This window comes from Edaphobacter sp. FHG110511_03, assembly GCF_059115365.1.
This window is the reverse complement of record NZ_JBZYWL010000002.1, coordinates 627107-651882: the sequence shown is the minus strand read 5'-3', so window position 1 is coordinate 651882 and position 24776 is coordinate 627107. Positions and strand designations below refer to the sequence as shown.

General features: G+C 58.4%; 19 protein-coding genes and 1 tRNA gene. 6 read left to right on the top strand and 14 right to left on the bottom strand.

Annotated elements, in window-relative coordinates:
* The first annotated feature begins 72 nt into the window (after positions 1-72).
* Positions 73-2997 carry a hypothetical protein gene (locus AC5S26_RS12025; protein WP_494185132.1) on the top strand — a complete coding sequence of 975 codons (2925 nt, stop codon included), beginning with the start codon at positions 73-75 and terminating at the stop codon, positions 2995-2997.
* Positions 2994-8282 (top strand): DEAD/DEAH box helicase, encoded by a 5289-nt coding sequence (locus AC5S26_RS12020; protein ID WP_494185131.1) that lies wholly within the window; start codon positions 2994-2996, stop codon positions 8280-8282. Before AC5S26_RS12025 ends, AC5S26_RS12020 begins: the two co-directional genes overlap by 4 nt.
* Positions 8283-8309: 27 nt before the next feature.
* Here the strand turns inward: AC5S26_RS12020 and AC5S26_RS12015 are convergent, their stop codons facing one another.
* The 4 genes from AC5S26_RS12015 to AC5S26_RS12000 form a co-directional block, all read right to left on the bottom strand.
* On the bottom strand, positions 8310-8417 hold the full coding sequence (locus tag AC5S26_RS12015) for an SEC-C metal-binding domain-containing protein (RefSeq protein WP_494185130.1): 108 nt from the start codon (positions 8415-8417) through the stop codon (positions 8310-8312).
* Positions 8418-8454: 37 nt separating this feature from the next.
* Entirely contained in the window at positions 8455-8865 is a 411-nt protein-coding gene (locus AC5S26_RS12010; protein WP_494185129.1) for a hypothetical protein, read from the bottom strand.
* 809 nt (positions 8866-9674) lie between these two features.
* The gene (locus AC5S26_RS12005) at positions 9675-10700 is read right to left on the bottom strand and encodes a hypothetical protein (protein WP_494185128.1); all 1026 of its coding nucleotides are present in this window, start codon (positions 10698-10700) and stop codon (positions 9675-9677) included.
* A gap of 820 nt (positions 10701-11520) precedes the next feature.
* Positions 11521-11973, bottom strand: coding sequence for an IS66 family transposase (locus tag AC5S26_RS12000; protein WP_494185414.1), 453 nt, complete (start codon positions 11971-11973; stop codon positions 11521-11523).
* A 219-nt stretch (positions 11974-12192) separates the two neighbouring features.
* On the opposite strand from AC5S26_RS12000, the gene AC5S26_RS11995 reads away from it, so the two are divergent.
* Positions 12193-13170: a tetratricopeptide repeat protein gene (locus AC5S26_RS11995; protein WP_494185127.1), complete on the top strand. Its 978-nt coding sequence runs from the start codon at positions 12193-12195 to the stop codon at positions 13168-13170.
* 459 nt (positions 13171-13629) lie between these two features.
* On the opposite strand, the gene AC5S26_RS11990 is transcribed toward AC5S26_RS11995, so the two are convergent.
* Positions 13630-13854: a hypothetical protein gene (locus tag AC5S26_RS11990; RefSeq protein WP_494185126.1), complete on the bottom strand. Its 225-nt coding sequence runs from the start codon at positions 13852-13854 to the stop codon at positions 13630-13632.
* A gap of 178 nt (positions 13855-14032) precedes the next feature.
* On the opposite strand from AC5S26_RS11990, the gene AC5S26_RS11985 reads away from it, so the two are divergent.
* The gene (locus AC5S26_RS11985) at positions 14033-14731 is read left to right on the top strand and encodes a recombinase family protein (protein ID WP_494185125.1); all 699 of its coding nucleotides are present in this window, start codon (positions 14033-14035) and stop codon (positions 14729-14731) included.
* Between the two features lie 95 nt (positions 14732-14826).
* A complete protein-coding gene (locus tag AC5S26_RS11980) occupies positions 14827-16056 on the top strand; it encodes a tyrosine-type recombinase/integrase (protein WP_494185124.1) in 1230 nt (409 codons plus the stop codon).
* Between the two features lie 163 nt (positions 16057-16219).
* Here AC5S26_RS11980 and AC5S26_RS11975 read toward each other — a convergent pair.
* From AC5S26_RS11975 to AC5S26_RS11940, 8 genes are all read right to left on the bottom strand, one after another.
* Positions 16220-16296 (bottom strand) — tRNA-Arg (locus tag AC5S26_RS11975).
* A 53-nt stretch (positions 16297-16349) separates the two neighbouring features.
* Positions 16350-16628 (bottom strand): hypothetical protein, encoded by a 279-nt coding sequence (locus tag AC5S26_RS11970; RefSeq protein WP_494185123.1) that lies wholly within the window; start codon positions 16626-16628, stop codon positions 16350-16352.
* A gap of 26 nt (positions 16629-16654) precedes the next feature.
* Positions 16655-17668 (bottom strand): aldo/keto reductase, encoded by a 1014-nt coding sequence (locus AC5S26_RS11965; RefSeq protein WP_494185122.1) that lies wholly within the window; start codon positions 17666-17668, stop codon positions 16655-16657.
* Positions 17669-17721: 53 nt separating this feature from the next.
* Entirely contained in the window at positions 17722-18477 is a 756-nt protein-coding gene (gene larB, locus AC5S26_RS11960) for a nickel pincer cofactor biosynthesis protein LarB (protein ID WP_494185121.1), read from the bottom strand.
* Between the two features lie 9 nt (positions 18478-18486).
* Positions 18487-19791: a nickel pincer cofactor biosynthesis protein LarC gene (larC, locus tag AC5S26_RS11955; RefSeq protein ID WP_494185120.1), complete on the bottom strand. Its 1305-nt coding sequence runs from the start codon at positions 19789-19791 to the stop codon at positions 18487-18489.
* Positions 19792-19796: 5 nt separating this feature from the next.
* Positions 19797-20636: an ATP-dependent sacrificial sulfur transferase LarE gene (gene larE, locus AC5S26_RS11950; protein ID WP_494185119.1), complete on the bottom strand. Its 840-nt coding sequence runs from the start codon at positions 20634-20636 to the stop codon at positions 19797-19799.
* A 45-nt stretch (positions 20637-20681) separates the two neighbouring features.
* A complete protein-coding gene (gene yiaK, locus AC5S26_RS11945; RefSeq protein ID WP_494185118.1) occupies positions 20682-21689 on the bottom strand; it encodes a 3-dehydro-L-gulonate 2-dehydrogenase in 1008 nt (335 codons plus the stop codon).
* 34 nt (positions 21690-21723) lie between these two features.
* Positions 21724-22482 (bottom strand): HoxN/HupN/NixA family nickel/cobalt transporter, encoded by a 759-nt coding sequence (locus AC5S26_RS11940; protein WP_494185117.1) that lies wholly within the window; start codon positions 22480-22482, stop codon positions 21724-21726.
* 123 nt (positions 22483-22605) lie between these two features.
* Between AC5S26_RS11940 and AC5S26_RS11935 the strand changes: the two genes are divergently transcribed.
* Positions 22606-23682, top strand: a complete 1077-nt coding sequence (locus AC5S26_RS11935; RefSeq protein WP_494185116.1) for a Gfo/Idh/MocA family protein — start codon at positions 22606-22608, stop codon at positions 23680-23682.
* A gap of 19 nt (positions 23683-23701) precedes the next feature.
* On the opposite strand, the gene AC5S26_RS11930 is transcribed toward AC5S26_RS11935, so the two are convergent.
* On the bottom strand, positions 23702-24463 hold the full coding sequence (locus AC5S26_RS11930; RefSeq protein ID WP_494185115.1) for a glucose 1-dehydrogenase: 762 nt from the start codon (positions 24461-24463) through the stop codon (positions 23702-23704).
* Positions 24464-24776 lie beyond the last annotated feature (313 nt).

Sequence of the window (24776 nt, the reverse complement as noted above, 5' to 3'; positions counted from 1 at the left end):
AGTAGTTTGCGGTAGGCTAAGAGTTCTGAAATATCTTCATGTAAACGCACTCCTTGAGCCGTAGGAGCTCCCATGTACGCATCGACAGAGCTATTGCACGACTTGCCGGCGCTTTGGGTTCGGGCCGTTGCGGAGAATAGTCGCGAAGTCGGGAAGCACGAAGAGGTCGAATCCCGCTGGTCGCTAGTCGAGCGGTTTACGCAGCCGGGGGACTGGGCAAAGTTGCTCGCGTGGGCCCAACACTGTCCTCCAGCTTCGGTTCCGGCAGCTGGAAGCCTAACGGGCGGCTTACTCCTGTTGAGCGTAGCTGCAGCTGTAGCTAGGCAGCGGGGCTATGACGAGGCGCTCTGGGGAGCGGTTTGCGACTCAGTGAGTCCGGCACTGGCATCCGAATGGTTCGGTCTCGCAAACTGGCCCTGCGAGGCTGCCCGCCGAGCCTTGGAAGACGCTTGCGAGCACTTCCGCCTCCGGCATCAGCTTGACCTGCCCGGCAAAAAGCGTTACTGGCGCACGGTGCTGCTTCAGATCGGCCTTTCTCCGTTTACCACTCCGGAACGACTGGCTTGGTGGCTGCTGGGCTATGGCATGCCAGAGACGATCGCCACTCTGCTCGATGCACAGGACCGGAATGGCTCAAAGACGTTTCGCGCGATGTGGGAGTTGCTACAGCATTACGTGCGCGGATCCGATTCTCTTGACCCTGCCTCTCATTTAAATGCAAACCCTTGGTTCCATCCAGAATTTGCTTCGCCGCATCTGATCGCTGCCGTAGGATTGCGGCACCAAACGGAGCACGATTCAAACGCCAGGACCGAGGACGAAAGCGACTCGGTCACACTATTTGCTCCGGCGCTCCTGCACTCCGATTGCTTCACCTTGGCGCTTTCCGCGACGCCGCCTGCCTGCCTGCTCGCGCGGCCTCTTCCCCCTACGCAGCTACGACTCGGCGGCCTAACTTATGATCTGGAGCTTGATGCCGGAGGAGCGCTGCGTCTGCCTGGAAGCAGGCTCGCACTAGCGTCGGAGGCCCGGGTACTGCATGCCTCTCTCTACCAGGGCGGAGAAGAGATCTATCGAGAGCGCATCGAACTTTGGCCGGAGGACACTGATCTTCTCGCCTTCAACGGCCGGAGCGGACAGCGCGTGACAGACTTGTCGACCCTCCTTCCAGCCCCCGGTTGCCCCTTCTATCTGCTGACGGCGGCAGACGTTTGTCTGACGCCTCCGGCCGCAGAGGTCAACGCTCGAGATGAGCGTTGGCGACTTCATTACTATGCCGATGGCCTTCCGCAAGGTTTTTCGGCAACGATTGAGGGCTTTCCGTTGTGGTCTTTGCCAGAAAGCACCACTGTGCCGAGCACGGTCCGGCACGGAACTCTATCCATCACCATCTCTTCTCCGTCCGCTCTCAATCTGCGTGCCACCATGCCGGGTGCCGACAAAATTGATAGCTTTAGATTTGCAGGTCGCACGTTCTTAGGATCGTCTGGACAATTACAGACTCCGTTCTGGCGGCAAGGAACGCCACGTACGGTACCCGCGCTTCTGAACACTGGGGAGCGTGTAGAACTGCACTGTCAGCTCATAGTACAAACCAGCTGCGCCCTGTGGACGGATGAAGCCGGAGACTCCCACGCACTCACAGCCGAGAGTCATCTAGACGCAAGCGCGATAGAAGGCCATCCGCTTTCCATTCTGTGGAATCCGAACGACGCTGCGGATTGCTGGCTCATGCTGGGCCATCAACCGCTACGGCCCGATCCCGCCCAGGTAAAGCTGATTCATCTGAGCGGAATGGGAGAGCCATTCACCCTTCGCTACGGCTTGATGAACGCGGGTGAACGGCGGGACATGCTGGCCGCAAGCGTGATCTCTACCGGACAACTCGCACGTGTCGAACGGGAGTCCGCGGGTCATTGCCTGTGGCTCCGCCAGCCTAGCCTGCGCTGCAGTGAGTACCGAGTCCATGTCTGGGAGGCAAACCGCTCTGTCCCTCGCCTTGTGGACTCCTCCTGTGTGATCGCTGACGCCACTGGCGGGTCCTTGCGCGTAATCGACTCGTCCATTCGGGAGCCAATTGGCTGGGCTCTGAGCCTGGAGCGCCTCTGGAAAGGATCCCGTTTCGCCGTAGAGCCCGATCTTCCACGACACAACGCAGCATGGGAACGCGTTCAGGCTGCGTGGCTGGAGTTGTTTGATGCGGCCTCCTCACCTAAGGTTCCTTGGGCCGGCCTCGCGTTCGCGCTACGATGGTGGCGCTTCCCCATGCTTATGGAACCGTTTCGCCGCGCGCTCAGTACCCAAGCAGAGGCCCACCCCGGGATCACCTGTGGCGCCTGGATGCGTGGCAAGGGCGACAAGATGCTCTGCCAACCGGGAGAGAGCGACGCCATCGTCCCATTTCGCGAGTTGCTTTGGGACTTTCGTCCGGACGACGCCCAGTGCGCATCCGTCCTCGGAGGTCTCTGGAAACAGAACGACCGGATCTTTGCAGACGAGCACGGCTCCCTGTTCCGTGAGCTGGACTTTCTACTGCGCGCAAACCCGATCCTGCTGGCGCACCTAATCTGCGGAGTCGTCAGGTTGACTCGCCTCGATCGAGAACGCGAGTTGCAGCGGGCCGCTCTTTGCCGGGATCATCGCGACCCGCGCGGCGAACGTGCCGCAGCAGAAAATGCCGCAGCGGAGGCCCACGCCGTCATCGCGTGCTTCTGCGAGGTCCTGCACGCCCAATTCGGTCTTTTGTCGCATCCAGTTGGTGAGAGGCAGGCGAAGCTGCGGAAGTTAGCTCAGCGCGAGTTGACAAGCTGGACAGACACCCACAACCTTAACGACACTTACTTCCAAAAGAAAATCCTGCAGGTCGCCGAGCAGGTACACCACACCCCCAATGTGGGGGCCGAACAGCTTCGCATTGCCATCGCACGCAGCCCCGCCACGCGAGCCTTCCTGACCTGCCACATAGCCGAGAAGCTTACCTGTAAAGGAATCCAATGACCGCAACATCCCACGAAAGCCTTCAGCTGGACGCGCTTGCGGCGCAACGTGAGTTGCAGCGCCACCTAATCGATTTAGCAACCAGCTACCGTCCCCTGCGCGACCCGGACCTGATGCGCCTGTGCCAGAGCTTCTGGCGGGGCCGCGAGCAGGAGGGAGGAGTCGTCGGGCAGCTCTGGGTAGAGGGCATCTTCCCAAGCAAAGTGGGAGAAAACACGCTACGCAAGCTCGCCGCTCGGGGTAACTTCAGCGATCGGCTGATGCAACTGCTTGACCGGCTCAGCGAGCCTCCTCTTTGCCCTGCTGACCGACCGCTCTACGTGCACCAGGAGCAGGCAATTTTGGCACAGAGCGCTTCCAAACCCGGACGCCGGCCGGCAATTGTTGTGTCCGCGGGAACCGGGGCGGGCAAGACGGAGGCGTTTCTACTGCCAGTGCTGAACGACCTTTTCGCAAATCCGCGCGTCCCCGGGGAGTCAGGAGTGCGGGCCATCTTGCTCTATCCGATGAACGCGCTGGTAAACGACCAGCTAGACCGTCTGTACCGGTGGCTGGAGGGCCAAAATACCATCCGCCTGCTCCACTTCACCTCTGAGACGCCCGAGAACGAGCGCGAGCTGAAGAAGGGGCCGGACTCCGACAAGCAGGTTGCAAGCTGCCGCTTGATGACCCGAGAAGCGGGGCGCGAGAATCCGCCCGACATTCTGATTACCAACTACTCCATGCTCGAGTACATGCTCTGCCGCCCACAGGACGCGCCTTTCTTCGGGCCGGCACTGCGTTCGGTGGTGCTTGATGAGGCGCATCTGTACAGTGGCACCCTGGCCGCCGAGATCTGCTTGCTGATGCGCCGCGTGCTCCTACGTTCCGGCCGGCGTCCAGACGACGTGCTCCAGATCGCCACCTCCGCCACGCTCGGTGGAGGCGATGACGAATTGAAGCAATTTGCAGCACGCCTCTTCTCCAAAGAGGAAGCCTTTGCTCAAGACGAGACCAGTGTGCAACTGTTCCGAGGGATACCGGACCAACGCCGTCTCGCCTCCACCGAAGCGCCAGACATGGATGTCACGCGCCAGCCATTGAATATGCGTGAGCTCGAGCGCCGACCACTACTCGACGCAGAGAAGAACGTGCTGGTTGAGAACGTGGAAACAGCCCATATGGTCCGTACTTGTGTTCAGCCGCTGGTGGCACAAAGTACGATCGACCGGACCTACTCAGAAGATGCTCCCGCGCGGGTACTCTATGAAACCCTCTCGCACGCTCCCGTTGTCGCCAAACTGGACGCTTTCTTCTGGCGACACCACGCCCGAAGCGTATTGCCTCTCGCCGAGATTGCAGAGCATCTCTGGACTGATAATTCCGGCCTCCCCACCCCCGCTCTGCGTGAGCAGAACACCATCGCGCTGCTGCAACTTTGCGCGCGCGCGCGCCGCCATGCGAACGAGCTGCCGATCGTACCCCATAAGCTACATTTACAGGTGCGTGCACCGGGCCACTTCTCGGTCTGCCTAGACCTGCACTGTGAAGGGGACCCAAGCCGCTTCGTGCCGGGTGCCGGTTCCCTGATGCCCGAACTCACTGATACGTGTACCTCTTGCAGCAGCGCAACCCTGACCCTAGCCATCTGCCGGTGCTGCGGCGAGTGGGCGCTTGCCGCGGTTGAGCATGACCACACCCTGCGTATGCGTCCACGTTGGGTTCCGCAGGATGTCTCGAGCACAGTTGCTTCTGCTCCGACTGGCAGCACCTGCTTCTTGCGGCCCGCCCACCCGAGCGATACGAACCTGACCAAGATGGATCTGCTGACCCGTCGCACCGATCAGATCGGTGCGCGCTCCGCCATGCTCCAGCGTCTTCTCGCTTGCCCATGGTGCAGCAGTGGACTCGACGAGTTCGAACCCATGCAGATGCCGGATATGCTTAGCCTCCCGATCGTCGCGGAAGCTTTGCTTGAAGCCATGCCCCCCACGCCGGATCCCGCGCTGCAGCCACTGCTGCCGGCCGGTGGTCGACGACTCTTGACCTTCAGTGATAGTCGCCGACAGGCCGCTCGGCTTGGGCCGCATCTTACCCAGCAGCACGAGATCTTGCTCTCGCGCCTGCTCCTGCATCGCGTGCTGACAACCGAACAGCCAGACCACGCAGAGATCGAACGGGATCTTGCAGAGATTGAGCGGACGCTCGCTCGCGACCCGGAAAAGTCTTGGATTAAGCAGGCGCTCGCTGACAAGAAAAATGAAAGACGCGCTCTGCAGAGTGGGAAGACGATGCGAGGATGGGCGGACGAGCTAGGGACTCGGCCGGAGATCGCCCAGTTCTTCTGCAGGGAGGCCGGAGAACGGCACAATCCGCGGCCAGCTCCAGGCACAAGCTGGGGCAGCGCCTGGCAGCAGAACTGGAATGACAACGAACGCTGCATGCGCACGAAGGCACTCCACCTCTGCGCCATGGAGTTTTTGACCAGGCGCAGCCATTCCATGGAGACGCTGGGCCTCGCCGAGGTCGTCTACCCTGGCCTAGAGGCGAGTGCTCCATCCGTCATGGACATCTTTTCCACCGAAGAGCACGAGCGGCTAGTCGCGGTCTGGCCTGACTATCTCGCCGCGATTTGCGACCTGATCCGCGCTCGGGGCTGTATAACGCTCGGCAGTATGGAAGACGATGAAACTACATTGAGCTATCCCGTAGGCAGCTGGATGAGCCGCGAGACGGACGGTTTCCAAGTGCAATCTTTCCTTGGCGGAAGCCTGCACAACGCCCGCGCAACCTTTACGGCCAACGTTCTCCGAACCTTAGGCCTGACGCCCGACCGGCTGGAGAAAACCATTCCTGCGCTGCTAGTCGCGGCTTTCGACTGCTTGGAAGAGCATGCGCGAAAGCTGGACTGGCTGGAGCTTCGGCCCATGATTGCTCAGGGCGGTGGGGCCGCCAACAAGCTCCGTCTGATTTTTACCGCGCTGCGTCTGCGGCGGCCGCTAAGTCTCTTCCAGTCGCGCACGACCGGCGCCGTCTGGCCTCGCAGCGTGCTCGGCAACGCACCTGGTGAGGCAATCGCTGCAACGTTACAACCCGTGGACCACACGAAGCTGGATCAGGATCCGGCGCTGCGGCGGGAACGTATGGAAGCCTGCAATGACGCAACATACGCAATGGGACTTTGGGCGGAAGAACACTCCGCCCAACTTACCTCCCACGAAAACCGGCGATTACAGGACCTCTTCCAACGCGGCGGACGCAACCTGCTTAGCGCCACTACGACGCTCGAAGTTGGGATCGACATCGGTGGCCTCTCTGGCGTACTGCTCGCCAACGTGCCTCCAGGGAAAGCCAATTATCTGCAGCGCGGCGGCCGCGCCGGAAGACGCAACGACGGCTCGACAATCGTTGCCATGTTCGCTCGGTCTTCCAGTTACGACCAGGAAGTCTTTCGCCATTTCGGCGTCTTCTTCAGCACTCTGTTGCGGGAACCGAAGATTTTCCTCGAACGCGAGCGATTCGCCCGCGGCCATCTGCATGCCTTTTTGCTGGGAGAATTCTTTCGTGCGATCTTCCCTCATCGTTCCACCGGAGCAATGGAGGCCTTCGGTCGCATGGGCTGGTTCTGCCGGGTCGATCGTCTTGTGCCTGGCAGACAGAACGTAAGCTCGGAGTGTCGCGCTCCGGGCAACTATCTGCTCGACTCGGCAGCGCTGCCGTTCTGGTATCCCGCCGGGACTGTAGGATTGGACGAGGCGTTTCGCAGCTTTCTCACGCAGCTCGCGTTCCAACCCGGTGCGCTCGCCCCGCTCCTTTCGGACTTGCTGGCGCATACCGGGCTGGATGGGTCGGCTATGTCGGGGCTTATCGACGAGGCGCGCCTCCGCTTCGAGCGAGCCGTCGATCAGTGGAAGCAGGACTACCGCAACATTCTCGATGCCTGGCGCGCCGAAGATCGCAATACAGGTCGCAGGCTAGAGGTGCTGAACGCAATCGCCTACCAGGCCGAAGAGCTGGCTGGCAACGCCGTGATCGAAGAGCTGGCTTCCCTTCGCTTCCTTCCCCGCTATGGCTTTCCCATCGGACTCCAGGCACTGCGCACTGCGGGTGGCGGCTTCGCGCGGGAAGGAAAAGGGGCGGTCAAGCTCGAACGGGATGGGATGACCGCTCTCGGCGAATATGTCCCAGGTTCACAACTGCTCGCTGGTGGACGCACATTCTCCTCGCGCGGCATTGCCCGCAGCTTCGACAAGGACGAAAGCCGTAAATTTGGCATCACCTGGTATCGCTTCGACTGTACAGCCGGTCACAGCTTCTATAAGACTCAGAGCAGCCGCGACTCTTGTATAGAGGGATGCACCGCGGCGCTGAAATCTACCGTAGGCAGGCCGATGATCATCCCGCGCTTCGGCTATGAATGTGCTGCGTGGGATCCTCCCAGTTGGCGGGGGGCCGTAGAGCGTGTGGGCAGCACGGAAACAGTTTCTGCAGCCTTTGTCGATCAACCCGGACTTCACCCGATCTCCGATTTTGGCGGCATCAACGGGCTTACCGCGACCTTTTGTGAGGATGGCATGTTGATCGGCATCAACGCCGCCGGACCGAAAGCTCTGGGCTTCGCTATCTGCACACGCTGCGGTTACAGTGACCGCGAGCGTGCGAAGGGCAAGCTCGCGGAGAAACTGCCACCTGGCTTCGCTATGCATACCCCCCTTTGGAAACGCAAGGCGGGCAGCCTCTGTTGGAGCGACAAGAAAGCGGATGTACTCAGAAACCAGGCACTTGGAGCCCAAGTTAACACCGACCAGCTTCAGCTTAACCTTTCGGAAATCGTCTGTACTCAAGACCTTCATCCCGTCTCTCTGACCCTGGCGCACTCACTGCGGATTGCCGCTGCCGGGCTGCTCGGGGTTGATGAGCGCGACTTCGCAGTGCTCGCGGTTCGCCTCGGGCCACAGGCCTTTGCGGGCGCGCAGATTTACGAGACCACTCCCGGTGGAAATGGGCATCTGGCTGTACTTCTGGAGCAACAGGAGCGCTGGATGGAGAAGGCGCTCGCACTCCTGCGCGGAACCGAGGAGCACAACGAACGATGCCGTGAAGCGTGCCTACGCTGCGTGCTGAACCAGCACAGTCAGAACGATTACGAGAGGGGATATCTGCAGCGCGCGCGAACACTAGCTCTCTTATCAGAGGGCAGCGTTACCGTTGAAGAAGTCCTGAGTCCTCTAGCTGTGAGTGTTCAACTCAGTGCGCAGCAGCGAGCAGAGAGATTCAGAGCGAAGTCGTTCGGCTCGAGAAGATGATCGTCCATGACGACGAGAGTGCCTGAATCAGCGAGAGTCGGTGCTGCCAAAGATACGCCACAATTCCCGTGGCATTTCGTCCGTTTTCCCGGATCCGCAGGGGCAGGGTTCGTTGCGGCCAATCTTTCTTGACATTGAATCGAATCTCAGCAGTTTGTCTTAGAAGAGAAGTCTATGACATCTGGCTCAGATTCTGCCAAAACTTGTCGTCGTCCAGATCCTGTGACCGCGGGATGGTCGGCGATGATGGCAATTCCGGCCGCCTTGTTCCCCCCAGCCGAGTCGCCCTAGCGCCGCCTCGAGCCTTACTAGAGAGCACACACGGCGTCCCAGCGGCCCGAATCGGCGCGTCAGTGATTCCGTCGGCCTCGTCGCGAGGGTCGTCTTCGGTGCCGTACAACACCCTTCCAGGGATGTCGCGCATCCTGGTCCCGTGCGTCCGCACATGGCCGAGATGATCGAGTGGATCCCCCTTCGCCTCGTTCGGCATGAGGTCACCCGTTACGTCGCGGCCACTGTATTCGGTGAGGAGTGCTGGGACGGGGAGGAACTTGCAATCCTCCGTCGCTTGAAGGAACGCCAAGACAATCTGCTCCTGCAGTAAATCGCTCAACGTCGCAATAGATCACGGCGGGCGCCTCGGACGTCACCTTCAACCGGTCGTCAAGGTCACCCTAGCCGTGACTTCCGCGGGAACGTTGATCGACCTAACTTAGGACAAATGTCTCTGTGACCTAGGCAAGAGAACACATTATTTTGATGCACGGCCTAGTCCTTGTGAGGACTTCTTTGAATTGCCTCTGCTTGAGAGCCCTTCGTTCCCGCGATAACGCAATGGGACGATGACCAGCAATGAGGAAATAGAAACTCGGTGTGTCCGCGCGTAACGCAGAGAGCGTGACGGTGTGACGGGAACTACGCTACCTATCAAAAACGACCTCGAAGGGTGACATTCACGACAGGGAAAGGATGACATGACGACACCCTAGAACAAGTCAAATAGCCTGTTTTGACCCCTCAATGTCAGTGTTAGCATCAACCCCAATTAGCCTATTATTCGGTCTATCATATTCACATATAACAACTTACACTGTGCGAATGGGGTTCACGTGTTTTAAAAAAGGAAGAGGGCTTTGTTCTTATATTTTCCGAAGCAAAAAGCTCCGACTAAAGGGCTGTTTGGTCTTTCTTTCACAGGAAGCTTTTGCTTTTGTTCTTCCAATCTTTCAGAGTTGAGGGACAGGAAGTAGGAGAAGAGAGAGCGCGCAAAGCGTGTTCTCTCTTGTTCTACTTCCTCAATTACTTTCTTAGATGGACTTGGAAAAGCCTAGACCTTCTTAGATAAGGCCTAGACATTCGTTGATAAGCCTTGATGTGCTCGATTTTAATAATCTACGCAGATCTTCGCTGATGTTCTTCCAACGCCTCCTGCGCTGCTTGATAACCTTTCAATTCCCATTGCTTGTACACGGGGATGTAGGTCTCAGCAGCCCTCAGACTTCGCAGAGCCCACTCCTCGGTGAGGGCGGTGTGGGGTCGGTGAGTAAGGCGGTAGATTCCAAAGCAGTGAACCTTTGGCAGGTGTCGTTTCACCGGAACTAGCAGGGCACGCCACTCAATCTCCTCCTGTAAAGATGGTGTCAGCAGCGATAGCGCAGCGGACTGTGCCGCACGTGAAACCTTTACCTCGTCGGGTAGTGCGCCCTGACAGAAACGGCTAGGGATGGCATGTGTAATTTCCGAATCCGTTGATTCACTTTGAGTCAGGTGCTCAACAACCCCTAACAAGCCAAGCATGTATAGGGTCTTAATGGCATCGAAAAATGAGTCGCCATCGTAGGCCTCCATCCATCGTTCATTGCTCCCGCGATATGTTGACCCATCCTGAGTAAAGGCCCAAATGACAGCTTCCCCTCGCTCTCCAATTCGGTCTCTCTTGTAGCCGTCATACACAACCCGTCGGCTAATTCCTCCATCGCCCGCCAAGTGCTGCTCCGCATATAGGTCGGTCAGAAGACGAAGCGGGCAAATGTTCTGGGTGGCCACTAGTTCCCGAAGCGGTGAGGCAGGTTTGTCTTTCAAACCCTGTACGAGAACGGTGGGCAGCCAGAGCGTGTCGGAAGCCTGCTTTTCAAGGGATGGCACACCTCCGCCCGGCTGGAACAGGTTTTCATTTGGGGTGACGATGTATTGCGGTTTGGCTCTGGTGTGCTTCCGACCTAGTTGGAAGAATCCCTTCTCGATCAGATGCTCGATGTGCTCTGTGGCCCGCGGACGTGAGATCCCGGTGTATATGCATACCGATTTGGCAGACCACTTGCTATGTTGGAAGCAGACTCCCTGGACGATCGTCATGTAGGTGGCCGCTAGATTCACGTCGCCTAAATCGCATACGCGATGCCAGGTCCGGCGGTCCATCGTGAAGAAGGCATATTCTCTGCCTCTGTTTTTGGGGGTCTTTTTGGACTTCGCAACTGAAGTTGTTGACTGACTAGATTTCACGCGCGCCACCTTTCTGATACCTCGCTGATTGGTTTCTTCGCGTCATGATCGGAGAAAGCATACTAAGCAGAATGCAGCCAGACGATAAGACAGTTCGCTGTACGAGCTTACTTTTGAGCAGGCGCCGGGGCGCTTGCGGACAAACATACGACACCGGCATCACCGGGTCATCTATCGGACCAACCTGCGGGTCGGATATGAAAGCTGGACGATTCATAGATTCTCCTTGGCTGTCACAGACAGCACAGCATTGGCAACAGAGATAGTTGGCGCGCACATTTTTGTGGAGGGAGAATTGAGCCTACCCGCACTGGCTGCGATCATGCTGCGCTCTCGGTATGCTTCTTGATCCATTCTTGGGCTGCCTCTTCCGTTATCCGGACAGAGCGCCCAATACGGACCACGTCGGGACCCAGGCCCTGAGCTCTAATAGTGTGGAAGTGACGGGTGCTGATCTGCGCGAACTCGCAGAAGCCTTTTATCGTATACATGGTTGCCTGCCTTCGAGATTGGATTGGAACCCTGGTGCTCGTGGGTTCGCCCGCCCTTGCGCAAATCTCGCGGCGACAACATCCCAATACTAACAGCGCCCTCATGCGCGGAAGCGAATGTAGATGTTTTGGATCTCGGGAAATCTCGCAACCGCCATCGCGACGCCGGCCCCAGACCGAACTGCGGGTTAGGGGATTAGGTGAACTAGAAGCCTGCAGTAGCGATTCGGAGATGCCCTTATAGGTCAGTCGGAGCCTCCGCTTTGTCGAGGGAGAAGAGACTGCATTACCGTAAACGTGCGAGCAAACGCACGGTTGACGGATAAGGGTGGGAGCCATTTAATAGCGACGTTTATTTGGAGGCCCCGGCGTTGGGGTGAGTTGGGCAACGCTGTGGATGGAGCGATGGTTGAGGCCGGCGGCACGGCGGCCAGATACTCGCGCACCGGGATCTTCAAGCGCCGGCAGCTCTCTGCCACCGAGAAGATGGCGGCGATCTTCGATCCGCCATGAGCGCTGCCGAGATGGATCCAGTTCTTCCTGCCAACCGCGATGGGACGCATGGAATTCTCTGCAGGGTTGGTGGATAGCTCCAGCTCCGGATGGTCAAGGAAGCGAGTGAGCCTATTCCACAGCGCCAGTGTGTAGCTGGCTGCCTTGCTTGTGACACTTTTGGGCAAAAGCAGTCTTCTGCGCAGCCAGTATCTGCGTACACATGTCGTCGAGCAGCGCCGGAGCCTGCTTCAGACACACCCCATAACGCGCAGCGTGATCTCGTTGCCGGCCACCACGCTTGTACCCTCCGTATGCATCGGCCACCAGAACTTGTCGGTAATCCTTCACCAAGAGTATTATCTGCCCGCAGGCTGATCATTGGGGAATTCGTCCGGCGGGATTCGTCGGGCGCGAGGCCTCTTATGAGTGAACTGATCAAGGCCGCCGTCACAATCAAGGATCCGTTTACCCTCTTTGCGTTCCTCGCTGTCATCCTACTCATCGTCTTCCGGACCAAGACTGTTCCTGAGTCGGTGTTCAAACTCGTAGGCGAGAAGATCAGCCGGGAGCGGTTCTACCAGCTTGTGCATCGGGCGTTTTTCTATGTGTTTGCCGTGTTCCTGGTCTTGTGCGGCGTGGCGGTGCTTGGCCAAGTACTCGGCTACATGACCACGGTGAAGGTGGCATCGCTAGAAGAATTGAAGGAAGAACTTGCTCTACGTCATGCGGATAACAACGCGGCGCGACGAGCCATCGAGGAATTTCAGAAGGGCTTGGCCCAAGCTCAGAACCAGAAGTTGAGCGACGCGATCGACTCGTTGGAGGCGTCCCTGAAGGCAGTTCCGACGGCCGCTGCGCGAGAAACGCTGGCACTCTTGTACAAGAAGGCGGGGGACACGAAACGCGCGATACAACTGGCCGAGCAGACGGTGTCTGCGGCACGCGAAACCGGAGACCCCGTGAAAACCGCAAAGGCCGAACGCTTGCTGAGGGCCGTTAGAGCGTCGCCTCCGGCCTCAACTCCCAGGTTGTGTCCGTCGAATGCCGGGCTGATCGGTCCCAAGCTAGATTTGCCTCCCGGGGGCGACACGTTCGAAACCGCAACCTTACTCGTGCCCTGTGTCTATCAGGGTGTCACAGATACTCAGTTGCGGTACTTCAAACTAGCGGTGCTCCCCGGACAAACATTGAAGGTGGTTATGAGGACGCGGGACACCAACGCATCTATAACCGACGTGCGGTTGCACGGACCTGACGGCGCAAAGCTGGGAGGATATCACGTGTACGGCGACAGTACTCTCACCACGCCGCTCGAGTTCAAAGCTGACAAGCCCGGAGTAGCCTATGTCGGTGTCAGCGGCGGTGTGAGCGGTTCGGCCTTTGACTTCTCAGTCCAATAACTCCCGACTCGTATCAGCGTGTCGCTGAAGCGATCGGCCCACATCAATTGCCGTAACAGCCGCAAGTTGTTGGTTATGGTCCTGCCGGCCAACCTGCGTGCTTCAAGGCGGCGAGAAGTTGGACGATTCCTGGCTCTGTATCTCAGCGACGATTCCTCTTGCCTTCAACGACAGCGCTTGAGCGCATCGCGGATCTGGCGCTCTGTAGCCGACAGGGAGCAATCTCGCCTCCTAAGTTTGGAATTCGCGTTTTCAGCAGACCACGCAATTCGTCGTTACTCCACCATATAAAGTTGCTCAAGCGATACGGCAATCGAACACTCACTTGGGTTGACGGGCGGGTGGAGACTTGCCCGCCTCCTTCATCAACCGGAGTTCATAGCCGTTCCAATTCCAGCCCCGCACTCGCTCTATCAACGCGGCGATCTGCTGCTCAATAATCTGCAGCCATGGACCTGACTATTCCACCTTCCACATATCGGCTCGGTGCATTGTTCTGAGGACGACGCCCGTCTTTATATGCGTGATTTCATAGTGGCCGCCGCTCTCTAGGCCCATAGCCGCGACTGAAGGATAATCAGGATGATTGGTGATCGTGATCTCATCGCCTTCTTTGAATTCATCCGAAATATGCTGGTCCTCTTCGAGTGAAAACGCCTGAGGGTCTTCCCCTTCTGCCCGCATCCCTAAACCACAGTTCCAATTCAATCAATTGTGTAGCGATGGGATGAATTCAAGCGCAGCGTTGACCCTCGCCCAGCGCGGCAACGCTCCCGCCTGTAAACTTGCTACAACACGTTTACATTATGGCCTCGTCGTGCTAACTTGCATCTGCAAGTGTACAAGTTTACGCGGAGACACTATGGCAGTTTACGGGTATACGAGAGTCAGCACCGAACGTCAGGCAGAGGAAGGCGAGAGCCTCGGGGCGCAGCAACGCACCATAGAAGGGTATGCCATGATGCTAGGACTCAAGATCGACGAGCTATTCGTCGAACGAGGTGTCTCGGGGTCCAAGCCGCTCGTTGATCGACCGGAAGGGGCCAAGCTTCTCGCCATACTCAAACCCGGCGACGTGTTGATTACACCGAAGCTAGATCGGATGTTCCGCTCCGCTCTGAATGCGCTCGACGTGCTTGCGAGATTGCAAAAGGCCGGCGTATCGCTTCACATGATCGACTTGGGCGGCGACGTCACAGGCAACGGAATCTCAAAGCTCGTCTTCACGATTCTCTCCGCGGTGGCCGAGGCCGAGCGGGACAGGATTCGAGAGCGAATACGAGACATCAAGAGTGATCAGCGTGTCCGGAGCCGGTATCTCGGTGGCAAGGTACCCTTCGGGTGGGCAGTGCGTTCGGATGGTGAGCTTGTTCGAGACAATGCACAACAGACCGCGATCAGACGTATGAAGGAACTACGCGAAGCAGGTACGCCGCTACGGACTATCGCTGAAGAACTTCAGCGGTCAGGATTCAAAATCTCCCACGCCGGCGTGAAGAAAATTCTTGAAGCGGCTGCAGCCGAAGAGTTTTCTCGCCCTTCGCTAATGAACGGGAAATGAAGCCGAGTTATCTACAATCAACGTATGAAATAGTAAGACTTTGCAGATACCCCCTGGACTAGAGTCGGCTTCAAGGCCTTGAACTCAGGATAGATATGAAGAGAACCAGCTACCAAAACGGCAGCGTCGTGCGTAAGGCTCGCAAGAAAGGCCCGGACGTCTGGACCTTGCGCTACATGGACGGGGATGTCCAGCGGGCAGAGATACTCGGCACCGTTGAGAAGTATAAGACGAAGGCTGCGGCAGAGAAGGCCGCGGCAAAGAAACGGGAAGAGATCAACCAGCTTAGGGCGGGGATAAAGGTCTCCGCCCTATGCGACCGCTTCCTCAAAGAGGGCATGGAGGACGTCCGTCCACGCGGCCGAACCACCTACAAGTCGTTCCTGAAGCGAGTCCGGATGGAGTTTGAGACTTGGCGCGTCGAGGACATGGCGCGTGAGGTTACGACCGTAGAGGACTGGATCAACGGCTACCAGCGGCTCCCGATCCCCGATAAAGTAATCCCGACCCGCATGGCGAAGGGCAAGCTCATCCCCGAGAAGATCATCCCCGGCAAGCCAGCTCGAGACGTGAGCAAGAAGACTAAGCTCCATCTGAAGGCGTTCGTCCATCTCCTCTACAAGTACGCCATGAAGTGGCAGATGATGCCGATCACCGAGAACCCGGCCAAGCTAATCGACGTCAAGGGTAGGAAGAAGCGCGTCCGCACTCATACTCTCCTCACCGGCGAGCAGTACCGCGCGATCATCATAGACGTCGATCTTCCCGAGCACGTCCGCTTCATGATCCAGGTCGCCATGATCCTCGGCCTCCGCATCAGCGAGATCCTCGGCCTGCGCTGGGATCAAGTAGACCTCGAGGAGGGCAAGATCAGCGTCAAGGTCTCCGTAGTCGGCAACCACGTCGACGACACCAAGACGGAAGAGTCCGAGGCCGAGCTACCGATGCACGACGATCTCGCCGAGGTTCTGAAGGCGTGGAAGGCGGAATGCGACTCCGACGATAGCTTCTACGACGTCGTGAACGGCTGGATCTTCGGGAACCATGCCACCGGGCGCCCATATTGGGGCGGGACCATGCAGCAGGATCATCTTGTCCCGGCTGGGAAAAGGGTAGGCATCGAGAGCCTGGGCTGGCACGACTTCCGACACACGTATCGCGCCATGATGGGCGAGGAGGAGATTCCGCTGGAGATGCAGAAGACCCTGATGCGCCATACCGACATCCGGACCACGCTCGGTTATGGTGGCCGCCGATCGCTCGACAAGGCCAGAGCTGCCAATGCCAAGGTTGTGGAGATGCTGAGGAAGAAGAAAAGCGCCTAGACTGTAACTATCTCGAGCATAGAAAACGGCCTCCCTTTGGTGGAGGCCGTCCCCTTTTTGCTACTTCACGGTGCTTTCCACCGTCTCGTTGAGGGAGGGGCTGTTTCTTATCTTGCCCCCATCTTGCCCTCAATGGTTTTTACAGCCCGTAAGTTGTTGAAACTGGTGCGCCCGGAGAGATTCGAACTCCCGACCTACTGGTTCGAAGCCAGTTGCTCTATCCAGCTGAGCTACAGGCGCGGTAAAAGCAGAACTCTACTGTATCGCAAAAACGATTGTACGGCCTCTGGTTCTTACTTGGCTGTGGGAGCTGCAGCAGGGGGAGCTTCAACGGGCTCCGGAATCGTGAACAGCGTTACCTTCTCCACCAGATCAAGTCCGGCGCGTCGCAGAAGCTGATGAACCATTGCCTCGTTCAGGCGGGTGGCATCGTACTCCACACGAACCGTCTTCTGAGCCTCATCCAGGACAAGGCTGCGGATGCCATAGACTTCGCGTACCCTGGCCACGGCCAGCATACTTGCTTCTGTCGGCGGCACGCCGTACCGGTACAGGACATCAAGCTGTGTCATACCTTTGATCATACCAGCGGAACGGGTCAGCCAAGCCACTTCGGATTGGCCGCGGTTCCGTCGAAATGGTTCGAGGTCTTGAAGAGTTCGAAGCGACCTTCACTGGCTGCATCCTTTGTGCGGGCAAGCAGGGCGGAAACCTGGGTTTCACTGAGTGGCTTGAAGGTCTTTGCCGCCGTCAGAGCCTGGTCGAGAATCTTCGGGGAATCGATCCCGGTAATTACTACCGAGACCGGCTGGGTCAGGCCATAGTGCAGCGCCTCGATCGGTTCAACCGTCTTGCTATCGAGAATGAAGGAGCTGCCGAAGGTCTTCATAGCTAGAACGCCGATGCCTTGTTTCAAGGCGACGGGCATCACCTGTTTGGTGAACGAACGGAAGTGAGCGTCCATCACGTTGATTGGCATCTGCACGGTGTCGAAGTGGAAGTTATGTTTCTGTGCCATTTCGAGCATACGCAGATGAACGGCCGGATCTTTATGGCCGGTGAAGCCGATGTAGCGGATCTTGCCCGCCTGCCGTGCGGCAACGGCGGCTTCGATCGCTCCTCCAGCCGCGAAGATGCGGTCGGGATCTTCCATGCGAATAATCTCATGGAACTGCACCAGGTCGATCATGTCGGTCTGCAGGCGGCCGAGCGATTGCTCGAGCTGTTTGTCGTATGCCTCTTTAGTTCGGCCATCCATCTTGGTCATCAGGAAGACCTTCTGTCGATAGCCGTCGCGAAGGGCTTGTCCCATGCGGACTTCGGCGATGCCGTCGCTGTAATCCCAGCAATTGTCGAGGAAGGTGATTCCATGGTCTACGGCGGACCGCACGAGGCTGATCCTGGACGCCGCATCGGGACCACCTCCGATGTGGGCTCCTCCCATGCCGATGGCCGATACTCGTTCACCGGTCGTGCCAAGCGTCCGGTAGATCATGCCAGGAGCCTCTGGGCGGGTTGCAGGTCGAGAGGGCGGTGTTTGTCCGGAGGCGTTCGAGACAGTGGAGGCAATTCCTGCGGCGCTGGCGGATTTTAGAAAGTCGCGACGGAGCATACCTTTTGGATGCCCGCCGCCGAGGAAGAGTGGTTCTGGAGCTGATTCGAGAGCTATTGTGGATCAGAGGCACGCGCGATCAGCGTTGCCGTATAGGCTGCACCGAAGCCATTGTCGATGTTTACCACCGTGACATTCGGCGAGCAGGAGTTCAGCATTCCGAGTAGCGCCGCAGCCCCCTGAAAACTCGCTCCGTACCCCACAGAAGTAGGAACAGCGATGACCGGAACACCTACCAGCCCCCCTACAACCGAAGGCAGAGCCCCTTCCATACCGGCGCAGACGATGACAGCATGCGCGTCGTTGAGCTGCTCACGAACCGCAAGCAGGCGATGAATCCCGGCAACCCCGACATCGTACAGACGGGTAACCTTGGTGCCGAAGAGCTCCGCCGTTACCGCGGCCTCTTCCGCGACAGAAAGGTCGCTGGTGCCCGCACATATCACGGCGATATGTCCCTGCGCTGTCGCCTTCGTCTGACGAAAGCTGATAGCTCGTGCCTGGGGGTGATGGGTCGCCTGGGGAACCGCAGCGAGGACGGCCACTACGGTGGGCTCATCCACTCGTGTCGCGAGTACATCGGAGCCTGCGGCTGCCATGCGAGTAAAGATCTCGGCCGTCTGGGCCGGAGATTTTCCTGCGGCATAGATAACCTCAGGCAGTCCGGAGCGCAGAACGCGATGGTGGTCAATGCGTGCGTGGCCGATGTCTTCGAAGGGAAGGTTGGCAAGGCTTTCACAGGCATCGTCGGCGCTAAGAGTGCCGCGTTCCACGGAGGCCAGAAGCTCGAGAAGGCGATTCCGATTCATTCCACTCCCTTAGATCGCCCTGCTGGCCCGATAGGCAGCTATGGCAGATTGCTGAACTTCCTTGACTGGAACATTGTGGGCAGCAGAGGCGGTGCGACAGTCCTCAAACTCGGGAGCAGCATTGAAGACCTCTCCGGAGCGGGAGCCCACCTTGATGCGAATCTCTCCATAAGGAGTGCTGACGGCGAGGTGGGAGCGATCCAGGCAAGAGCGGCGCTCATGATGGATGCGAACCCCCAGTGTGCTCGTCTCGCGCAACAACAGGTCTTCCAGTGCGCCGGTCTTTCCATCGTCGGCGAGAATGGTGATCAGCGTGCCGAGGCGGCCTTTCTTCATCTGGACGGCGGTCGACATCACATCCAGCGCCCCAAGGGTAAAGGCGCGCTCCGTGACATGCGCGAGAATCTGGGGAGAGATGTCATCGAGGGCTGTCTCCAGTACGGCGACCGACGATTGGTTTGCATCGCCTGATTCGCCAATCGAGAGTCGCAGAACATTCGGGAAACTCTTTGGATTACGGGTTCCGGCTCCGTATCCGATCTTCAGGACGCGCATCGCCGGCTGTGCTCCGAAGGTTGGTGATAGAGTGCGCACAAGAGCGGCTCCGGTTGGAGTCACCAGCTCCTGTTGCACATGCGCCGAATATGTCGGAACCCCCACGAGCAGGTCTGCCGTGGCAGGGGCGGGAACAGGGAAGCGGCCATGCGCGCAGTCCACCATGCCGCCTCCAACATTCAGAGGCGAGGCGTACCAGGCGTCCACGCCCAGGGCATGGATGCCTGCGCTGGCCGCGACGATGTCCACGATGGCGTCGACAGCACCTACCTCATGGAAGTGAATCTTTTCGATGTCGACATTGTGGATCTTTGCTTCACTCGCACCCAGAAGCTCAAATGCCTGAATCGCTGTGCGCTTGACGGGGTCAGCAAGCTTTGCGGATTCGATCAGCTTGCGAATCACTGAAAGCGAGCGCCCATGCGTGTGCGGATGGGAATGATGTTCGGCATGCGAGTGAGAATGGCTGTGAGAATGCGCCTGCTTCTCCTCTTGATGGTGATGATGCTCATGACTGTGGCTATGCGTATGACCGGCTTCGGAAACCGCCGCCTCCGCGGGCTCGCCTTTTTCGAGAACCCGTACATGGGTTGAGGAGATTCCGCTACGGTCGACCTTGCTCAATGCGAGTGACGCATCCAGGTCAAGAGCTTTCACTGCGTCATAAAGAACTTCAGTTGAAACACCGGAGTCGATCAGGGCTCCGAGAAACATATCGCCGCTGATACCGGCGAAACAGTCGAGATAAGCGATACGCATGAGAGCTATTGTTTCACGGTGACAGGGGCGATAGCGGCAGCGGGAAGAATGTCGTTCATCGAGCCGGAACGGTAACCCTGGGTGTCCAACGTGATGTAAAGGAAACCGAAGGGCCGCAGGGCAGCCGTGATGCGATCGAGCATCTCCATGGTGAGTACCCGAGGCATATCCGGACGTGCGATCTCGATCCGGGCCAGCTCGCCATGGTGCCGCACTCGCACCTGGCGGAACCCAAGGGCATGCAGCGCCTCTTCTGCCTGCTCCACCTGTGCGAGATTTTCTCGCGTCACGGGACGGCCGTACTCGATGCGTGAGGAGAGACAAGCTGAGGCAGGCTTGTCCCAGAGCTCAAGGCCGGCCTCGTGGGCCAGCTGCCGGATCTCAGCTTTTGTAAGCTGCGCGGTGACCAGCGGAGCAAGCGCATGATGTTGCGATGCTGCCTGTTGTCCCGGGCGAAATTCACCTCGATCGTCGAGGTTCATTCCATAGGCGAGATGGGCAAATCCGCGACTTGCGCGTTCTGCTTCCATGCGGGTAAAGAGCTCATCTTTGCAGTGGAAGCAGCGCTGCGAATCGTTACGCTGATAGTCAGGATTGTCGAGCTCGGAAGTAGGCAGGATCTGCGTTGGGATTGCGTGGAGCGAAGTAAACGCCAATGCCGCTGCCAGCTCCGCGCGAGGCAAGGAGGCGGAGTCCGCGATCACTGCAAGCATCCTGTCGCCGAGCACCTGGTGTGCGGCCCAGGCCAGGAAAGCGGAATCCGTTCCGCCCGAGTAGGCAACCATCACACTGCCAAGGTCCTTCAGGGTCGTATTGAGCAGGCCGTGTTTGGAAACGAGATCCATACTTGTGTAGATGCTAGCGGAGTTCTCCGCGATTGGCGAGGAGGTCTAGAGGGAGTTGATGTGGTCCCAGATCACTGGATCAACGGGGACTCCAAGTCGAAGATTCTCCTCACGCAACTGAAGTGTCTGTTCTCCCGGATAGCGGATTGGGCGGGCAGGATCGGAGGGCGTAGCGTGGTGAAGATGCTCCAGAACGCCATCGGCAATATGCTGCAACTCATTTGCTGCGGCGATGTTTGCGGGATCGATTGCCAGAAAGATCTGGGATTGCCCCGCCTCCAGAGTCGACTCCCGAGGTAGCTGGAAGGTCGCCAGCCCACCGGATAACATGGCCGCAATCATGTCCAGAACCAGTGACAGCCCCGAACCCTTCCAGTAGCCGATCGGCAGTGCGCGCTGTGACGCTTCTATAACCCCGGCGTCCTGCGTAAGCTTACCTTCACGGTCGAATCCGCCCGGAACCGGCAGCGGTTCGCCCCGTTTTGCATAGGACGCGAGCGCTCCATAGGAGAACTGGCTCATCGCCATATCGAGTACTACATGTTCGCCGTTCGCTCGAGGAACGGCGATGACCAGGGGATTATTGCCCAGCGTCGGCACCGAAGAGCCCCAGGCTGGCAGGTTGGCCAGCGTGTTGGACCAGCACATGGCAAACATGCCTTCCTCGGCAGCCTGCCAACCGAAGGCTCCACCGCGCATCCAGTGATTCGTGTTGGCCAATGCAACAACACCAATGCCATTGGCCCGCGAGAGTTCTACAGTTCGCTGCATCGCCACGTGTGCGTTTACGTTGCCTACACCCCGATTACCATTCCAGCGCTCGATACTTCCAAATGCCGCAGTGGGCGTCGCCTTTGCGCGCACATCGATGCTTCCATTCCGAACCATCGCCTCAAAACGGGGAAAGCGGTTCAGGCCGTGCGAATAGACGCCATCGCGCGTGGTTTCGGCAAAGAGACGGGCAGAGATCCGGGCCGCTTCCGGCAAAAGGCCAAGGCACAACATCGCTCGTTCAAGGGCGGAGGAGAGGTCGTCAAAAGGAACGCGCAGCATGTATGCAGTGTAGAGGAGAGCAGCGGAACGAGTGTTATCGCACCAGCGCCGGCAGCTTGTCGCTGACTCCAAACAGGAAGATACTGCCGATCACAAAGCTGTAGATGGCAGTCAGAGAGGTTACGAAGATTTGCAGGCGTGGCCGGTGTTTGCTTGAGGCGAAGATACCGGAGGCCGAGGCTGTCATGATCGTATTCATCACCAGCAGCCCCCCAATGAAGCAGAGCAATCCAAGAAAGCCGCGGCTGGTTCCTCCCAGGTTGGCTGCCAGCAGAAAGAGGAGGAGTTGCGATGGTGTCTCCGCTCCCAGCCCATGAATGATCCCCACCGCAAAGACCGAGCTGCGGTCATAACGAAAATGGAACGGGTCAGGCCGAGGCAGGTCGGAATGTCTCAGACGACGCAGCCTCCATCCCACATAACGCGCTCCGGAGATCAGAAGGGCGATACGGCTGGAAGGGATTGCATGCTGATGCGCGCCGGGCCGGCGGCGTAGAAACGTGATGAACACATACACGGCAAGAACGATCAGGGTTGCCCCTACAAGTCTTTCTCCGATGGCGTCGAGATGTGCAGGAAGGCCGAGGTGAAGGAAGATCACCGCCGCTCCAAGGATCGCGACGGTGAGCGCATGGCCCAATGCGTACAGCAATCCGAACCGCATGCCCTCTCGCCATGTACGCTGCACGCTCGTGATGTCCGTAATCGCCGCCAGGTGGTCATAGTCGAAGCCATGACGAAGACCCAGCAGCGCGCAGGAGACGAGAGCGAGTTCAAGCGCAGAAGACATCATTCTTCTGGTAGGTTACGGGGAGCGTCCTGAGGCTGCAACTCGCCTTTTCCGGCGGTCAGACAAACGGGTTTTGACGATAGAATTCGGATGGAAGTCAGTAAAAGAGGATTTTCACGAATGGATTTGAAGAATATAGTTCAGGATGCCGCCGTGGCGCCGCGTCCTCGAGTTGCTCGGCCCATCATCATGATCGGTTCCGGTGGGATCGTTCGGGATGCGCATCTGCCGGCTTATGCCAAGGCCGGGTTCCCCGTGGCGGCACTAGTGGACGTGAGTCTCGAGAAGGCCGAAGCCCTGGCGAAGGAGTTTCATGTCTCTCGCGGCTTCTCCTCGGTCTCCGAAGCGATTCAGTTTGCGCCGAAGGACTCTCTCTTCGATATCGCGACTCCCGCGAAGGTTCTTCCGTCTATCCTTGAACAGCTGCCTGACGGTGCGGCGGTGCTGATGCAGAAGCCGATGGGCGATACCTTGGCCGAGGCAACGGAGATCCTGCGCACCTGCCGCAGAAAGGGGCTGACGGCGGCGGTTAACTTTCAGCTTCGCTGGGCGCCCAATATGCTGGCCGCGCGTGCCATTAGCAGCTCCGGTGCGCTTGGGGAACTGCATGACATTGAGGTCAAAGTCAGCGTCCACACGCCATGGGAGCTCTGGAGTTTTCTAAGCACCGCGCCGCGACTCGAGATCCTGTATCACTCCATCCACTACGTCGATCTGGTGCGAAGCTGGCTGGGCAATCCGCGCAAGGTCTACGCAAAGACCGTAAAAAGCCCTCGCACTCCCACATTAGCGGCGACTAAAAGCGTCATTATCCTTGACTACGGTGATGACAAGCGCGCCTTCGTAACGACGAACCACAGCCATGATTTTGACCCTCACAGGCAAAGAAGTTTCGTCCAGTGGGAGGGAATGAGCGGAGCCATGCGAGCGCAGATGGGAGTCAACCTGAACTACCCCACTGGTCTACCCGACAGCCTGGAGTACGTTTTGCGGGATGGTGCGGGATGGAAGCAGGCTGCGTTGAGCGGCAATTGGTTTCCGGACGCCTTTATGGGCTCCATGGGATCGTTGCAGGCATTCGTACAGGGCGAAGCCGATACTCTCCCCACCGGTGTCGAAGACGCGATCGACACTATGAGAACGGTCGAGGCGGCTTACCTTTCGAGTGAACGTGGCGGGGAAGAGCTCCCGCCGCTCGAGTAGGACGCTTGCACCGCGTTGCTCAGCGCCCCATCCATCCACCATCGACCGTAATTACCGTTCCCGTGACGTAATCGCTTGCGGGCGAGCTGAGATAGAGCGCAGCACCAGCGATGTCCATCGGTTGTCCCCAGCGGCCCGCTGGGATGCGCTCGAGGATCTGACGATTGCGGGTTTCGTCGGCTTGAAGCGCCTCCGTGTTCGTCGTCGCAATATAACCGGGAGCGATGGCGTTCACCTGGATGTTCTTTGGCGCCCATTCATTGGCCAGGGCTTTGGTAAGCTGAGCCACTCCGCCCTTGCTGGCCGCATAGGCGGGAACGCGAATGCCCCCCTGGAAGCTGAGCAGAGACGCGATATTGACGATCTTTCCGGGGGCGTTTCTTTCCATCATGTCGCGCCCTGCCAGCTGCGAAAGCTGAAAGACGCTGGTCAGATTGACCTGTAGGACCGTCTGCCAGTCATCGAGAGGATATTCCGCAGCGGGGTGCCGAATGATCGTCCCCGCATTGTTAATGAGGATATCGATTCTCCCAAACTTGGCCTTTACCTCGGCAAACAGATCCTCCGCTCCCGCTGTAGTGGACAGGTCGGCTTGAAAAGCGGCGGCTTTGGAGCCGATCGCATCTGCCGTTTCCGTGGCTGCACGGCGATTGCCGTGTACGGCTACAGTGGCGCCGGCCTGCGCGAGGGCTTCTGCAATGGAGGCTCCCAGGCCGGTGGCGGCACCGGTCACAAGCGCGACCTTCTGGTCGAGACGGAAGAGATCAAGGATATTTGGCATGCTTCCTGTCACTCTAACGGCGGTCCGCGCGAGCAGGCAAATCGATCGTCTTTTAGGTACGGAGCAGAGAACAGGGGCTGCTTCGCAATCGTGCGGTTATTGGCGCTTTATTGACGGTCGTGAATTTGGTTTCGTATCGTTGGTAGGGCCGTCTCCATCTCGAACCGCCAGTCTTTGGCGTATTCGAACGAACCTAGAGACGTACCGGATTGCTCGACAGGCATTTAGGTCATATGGCTTAGGGACGGCGGGAACAGGAACGATATCCTTGTTCCACACCCGTTTGGAAGAGCACCTGCGGAGAGGGTTCCGC

What these genes read in the sequence shown, in the direction of transcription:
- AC5S26_RS11965 (WP_494185122.1), bottom strand. Translation starts at nt 17,668, where the DNA reads ATGCTCCGTCGCGACTTTCTAAAATCCGCCAGCGCCGCAGGAATTGCC.
- AC5S26_RS12020 (WP_494185131.1), top strand. Translation starts at nt 2,994, where the DNA reads ATGACCGCAACATCCCACGAAAGCCTTCAGCTGGACGCGCTTGCGGCG.
- AC5S26_RS11970 (WP_494185123.1), bottom strand. Translation starts at nt 16,628, where the DNA reads ATGACACAGCTTGATGTCCTGTACCGGTACGGCGTGCCGCCGACAGAA.
- AC5S26_RS11995 (WP_494185127.1), top strand. Translation starts at nt 12,193, where the DNA reads ATGAGTGAACTGATCAAGGCCGCCGTCACAATCAAGGATCCGTTTACC.
- AC5S26_RS11930 (WP_494185115.1), bottom strand. Translation starts at nt 24,463, where the DNA reads ATGCCAAATATCCTTGATCTCTTCCGTCTCGACCAGAAGGTCGCGCTT.
- AC5S26_RS11985 (WP_494185125.1), top strand. Translation starts at nt 14,033, where the DNA reads ATGGCAGTTTACGGGTATACGAGAGTCAGCACCGAACGTCAGGCAGAG.
- larB (WP_494185121.1), bottom strand. Translation starts at nt 18,477, where the DNA reads ATGAATCGGAATCGCCTTCTCGAGCTTCTGGCCTCCGTGGAACGCGGC.
- larE (WP_494185119.1), bottom strand. Translation starts at nt 20,636, where the DNA reads ATGGATCTCGTTTCCAAACACGGCCTGCTCAATACGACCCTGAAGGAC.
- AC5S26_RS11940 (WP_494185117.1), bottom strand. Translation starts at nt 22,482, where the DNA reads ATGATGTCTTCTGCGCTTGAACTCGCTCTCGTCTCCTGCGCGCTGCTG.
- AC5S26_RS11990 (WP_494185126.1), bottom strand. Translation starts at nt 13,854, where the DNA reads ATGCGGGCAGAAGGGGAAGACCCTCAGGCGTTTTCACTCGAAGAGGAC.
- AC5S26_RS11980 (WP_494185124.1), top strand. Translation starts at nt 14,827, where the DNA reads ATGAAGAGAACCAGCTACCAAAACGGCAGCGTCGTGCGTAAGGCTCGC.
- larC (WP_494185120.1), bottom strand. Translation starts at nt 19,791, where the DNA reads ATGCGTATCGCTTATCTCGACTGTTTCGCCGGTATCAGCGGCGATATG.
- yiaK (WP_494185118.1), bottom strand. Translation starts at nt 21,689, where the DNA reads ATGCTGCGCGTTCCTTTTGACGACCTCTCCTCCGCCCTTGAACGAGCG.
- AC5S26_RS12025 (WP_494185132.1), top strand. Translation starts at nt 73, where the DNA reads ATGTACGCATCGACAGAGCTATTGCACGACTTGCCGGCGCTTTGGGTT.
- AC5S26_RS12015 (WP_494185130.1), bottom strand. Translation starts at nt 8,417, where the DNA reads ATGTCAAGAAAGATTGGCCGCAACGAACCCTGCCCCTGCGGATCCGGG.
- AC5S26_RS12005 (WP_494185128.1), bottom strand. Translation starts at nt 10,700, where the DNA reads ATGGACCGCCGGACCTGGCATCGCGTATGCGATTTAGGCGACGTGAAT.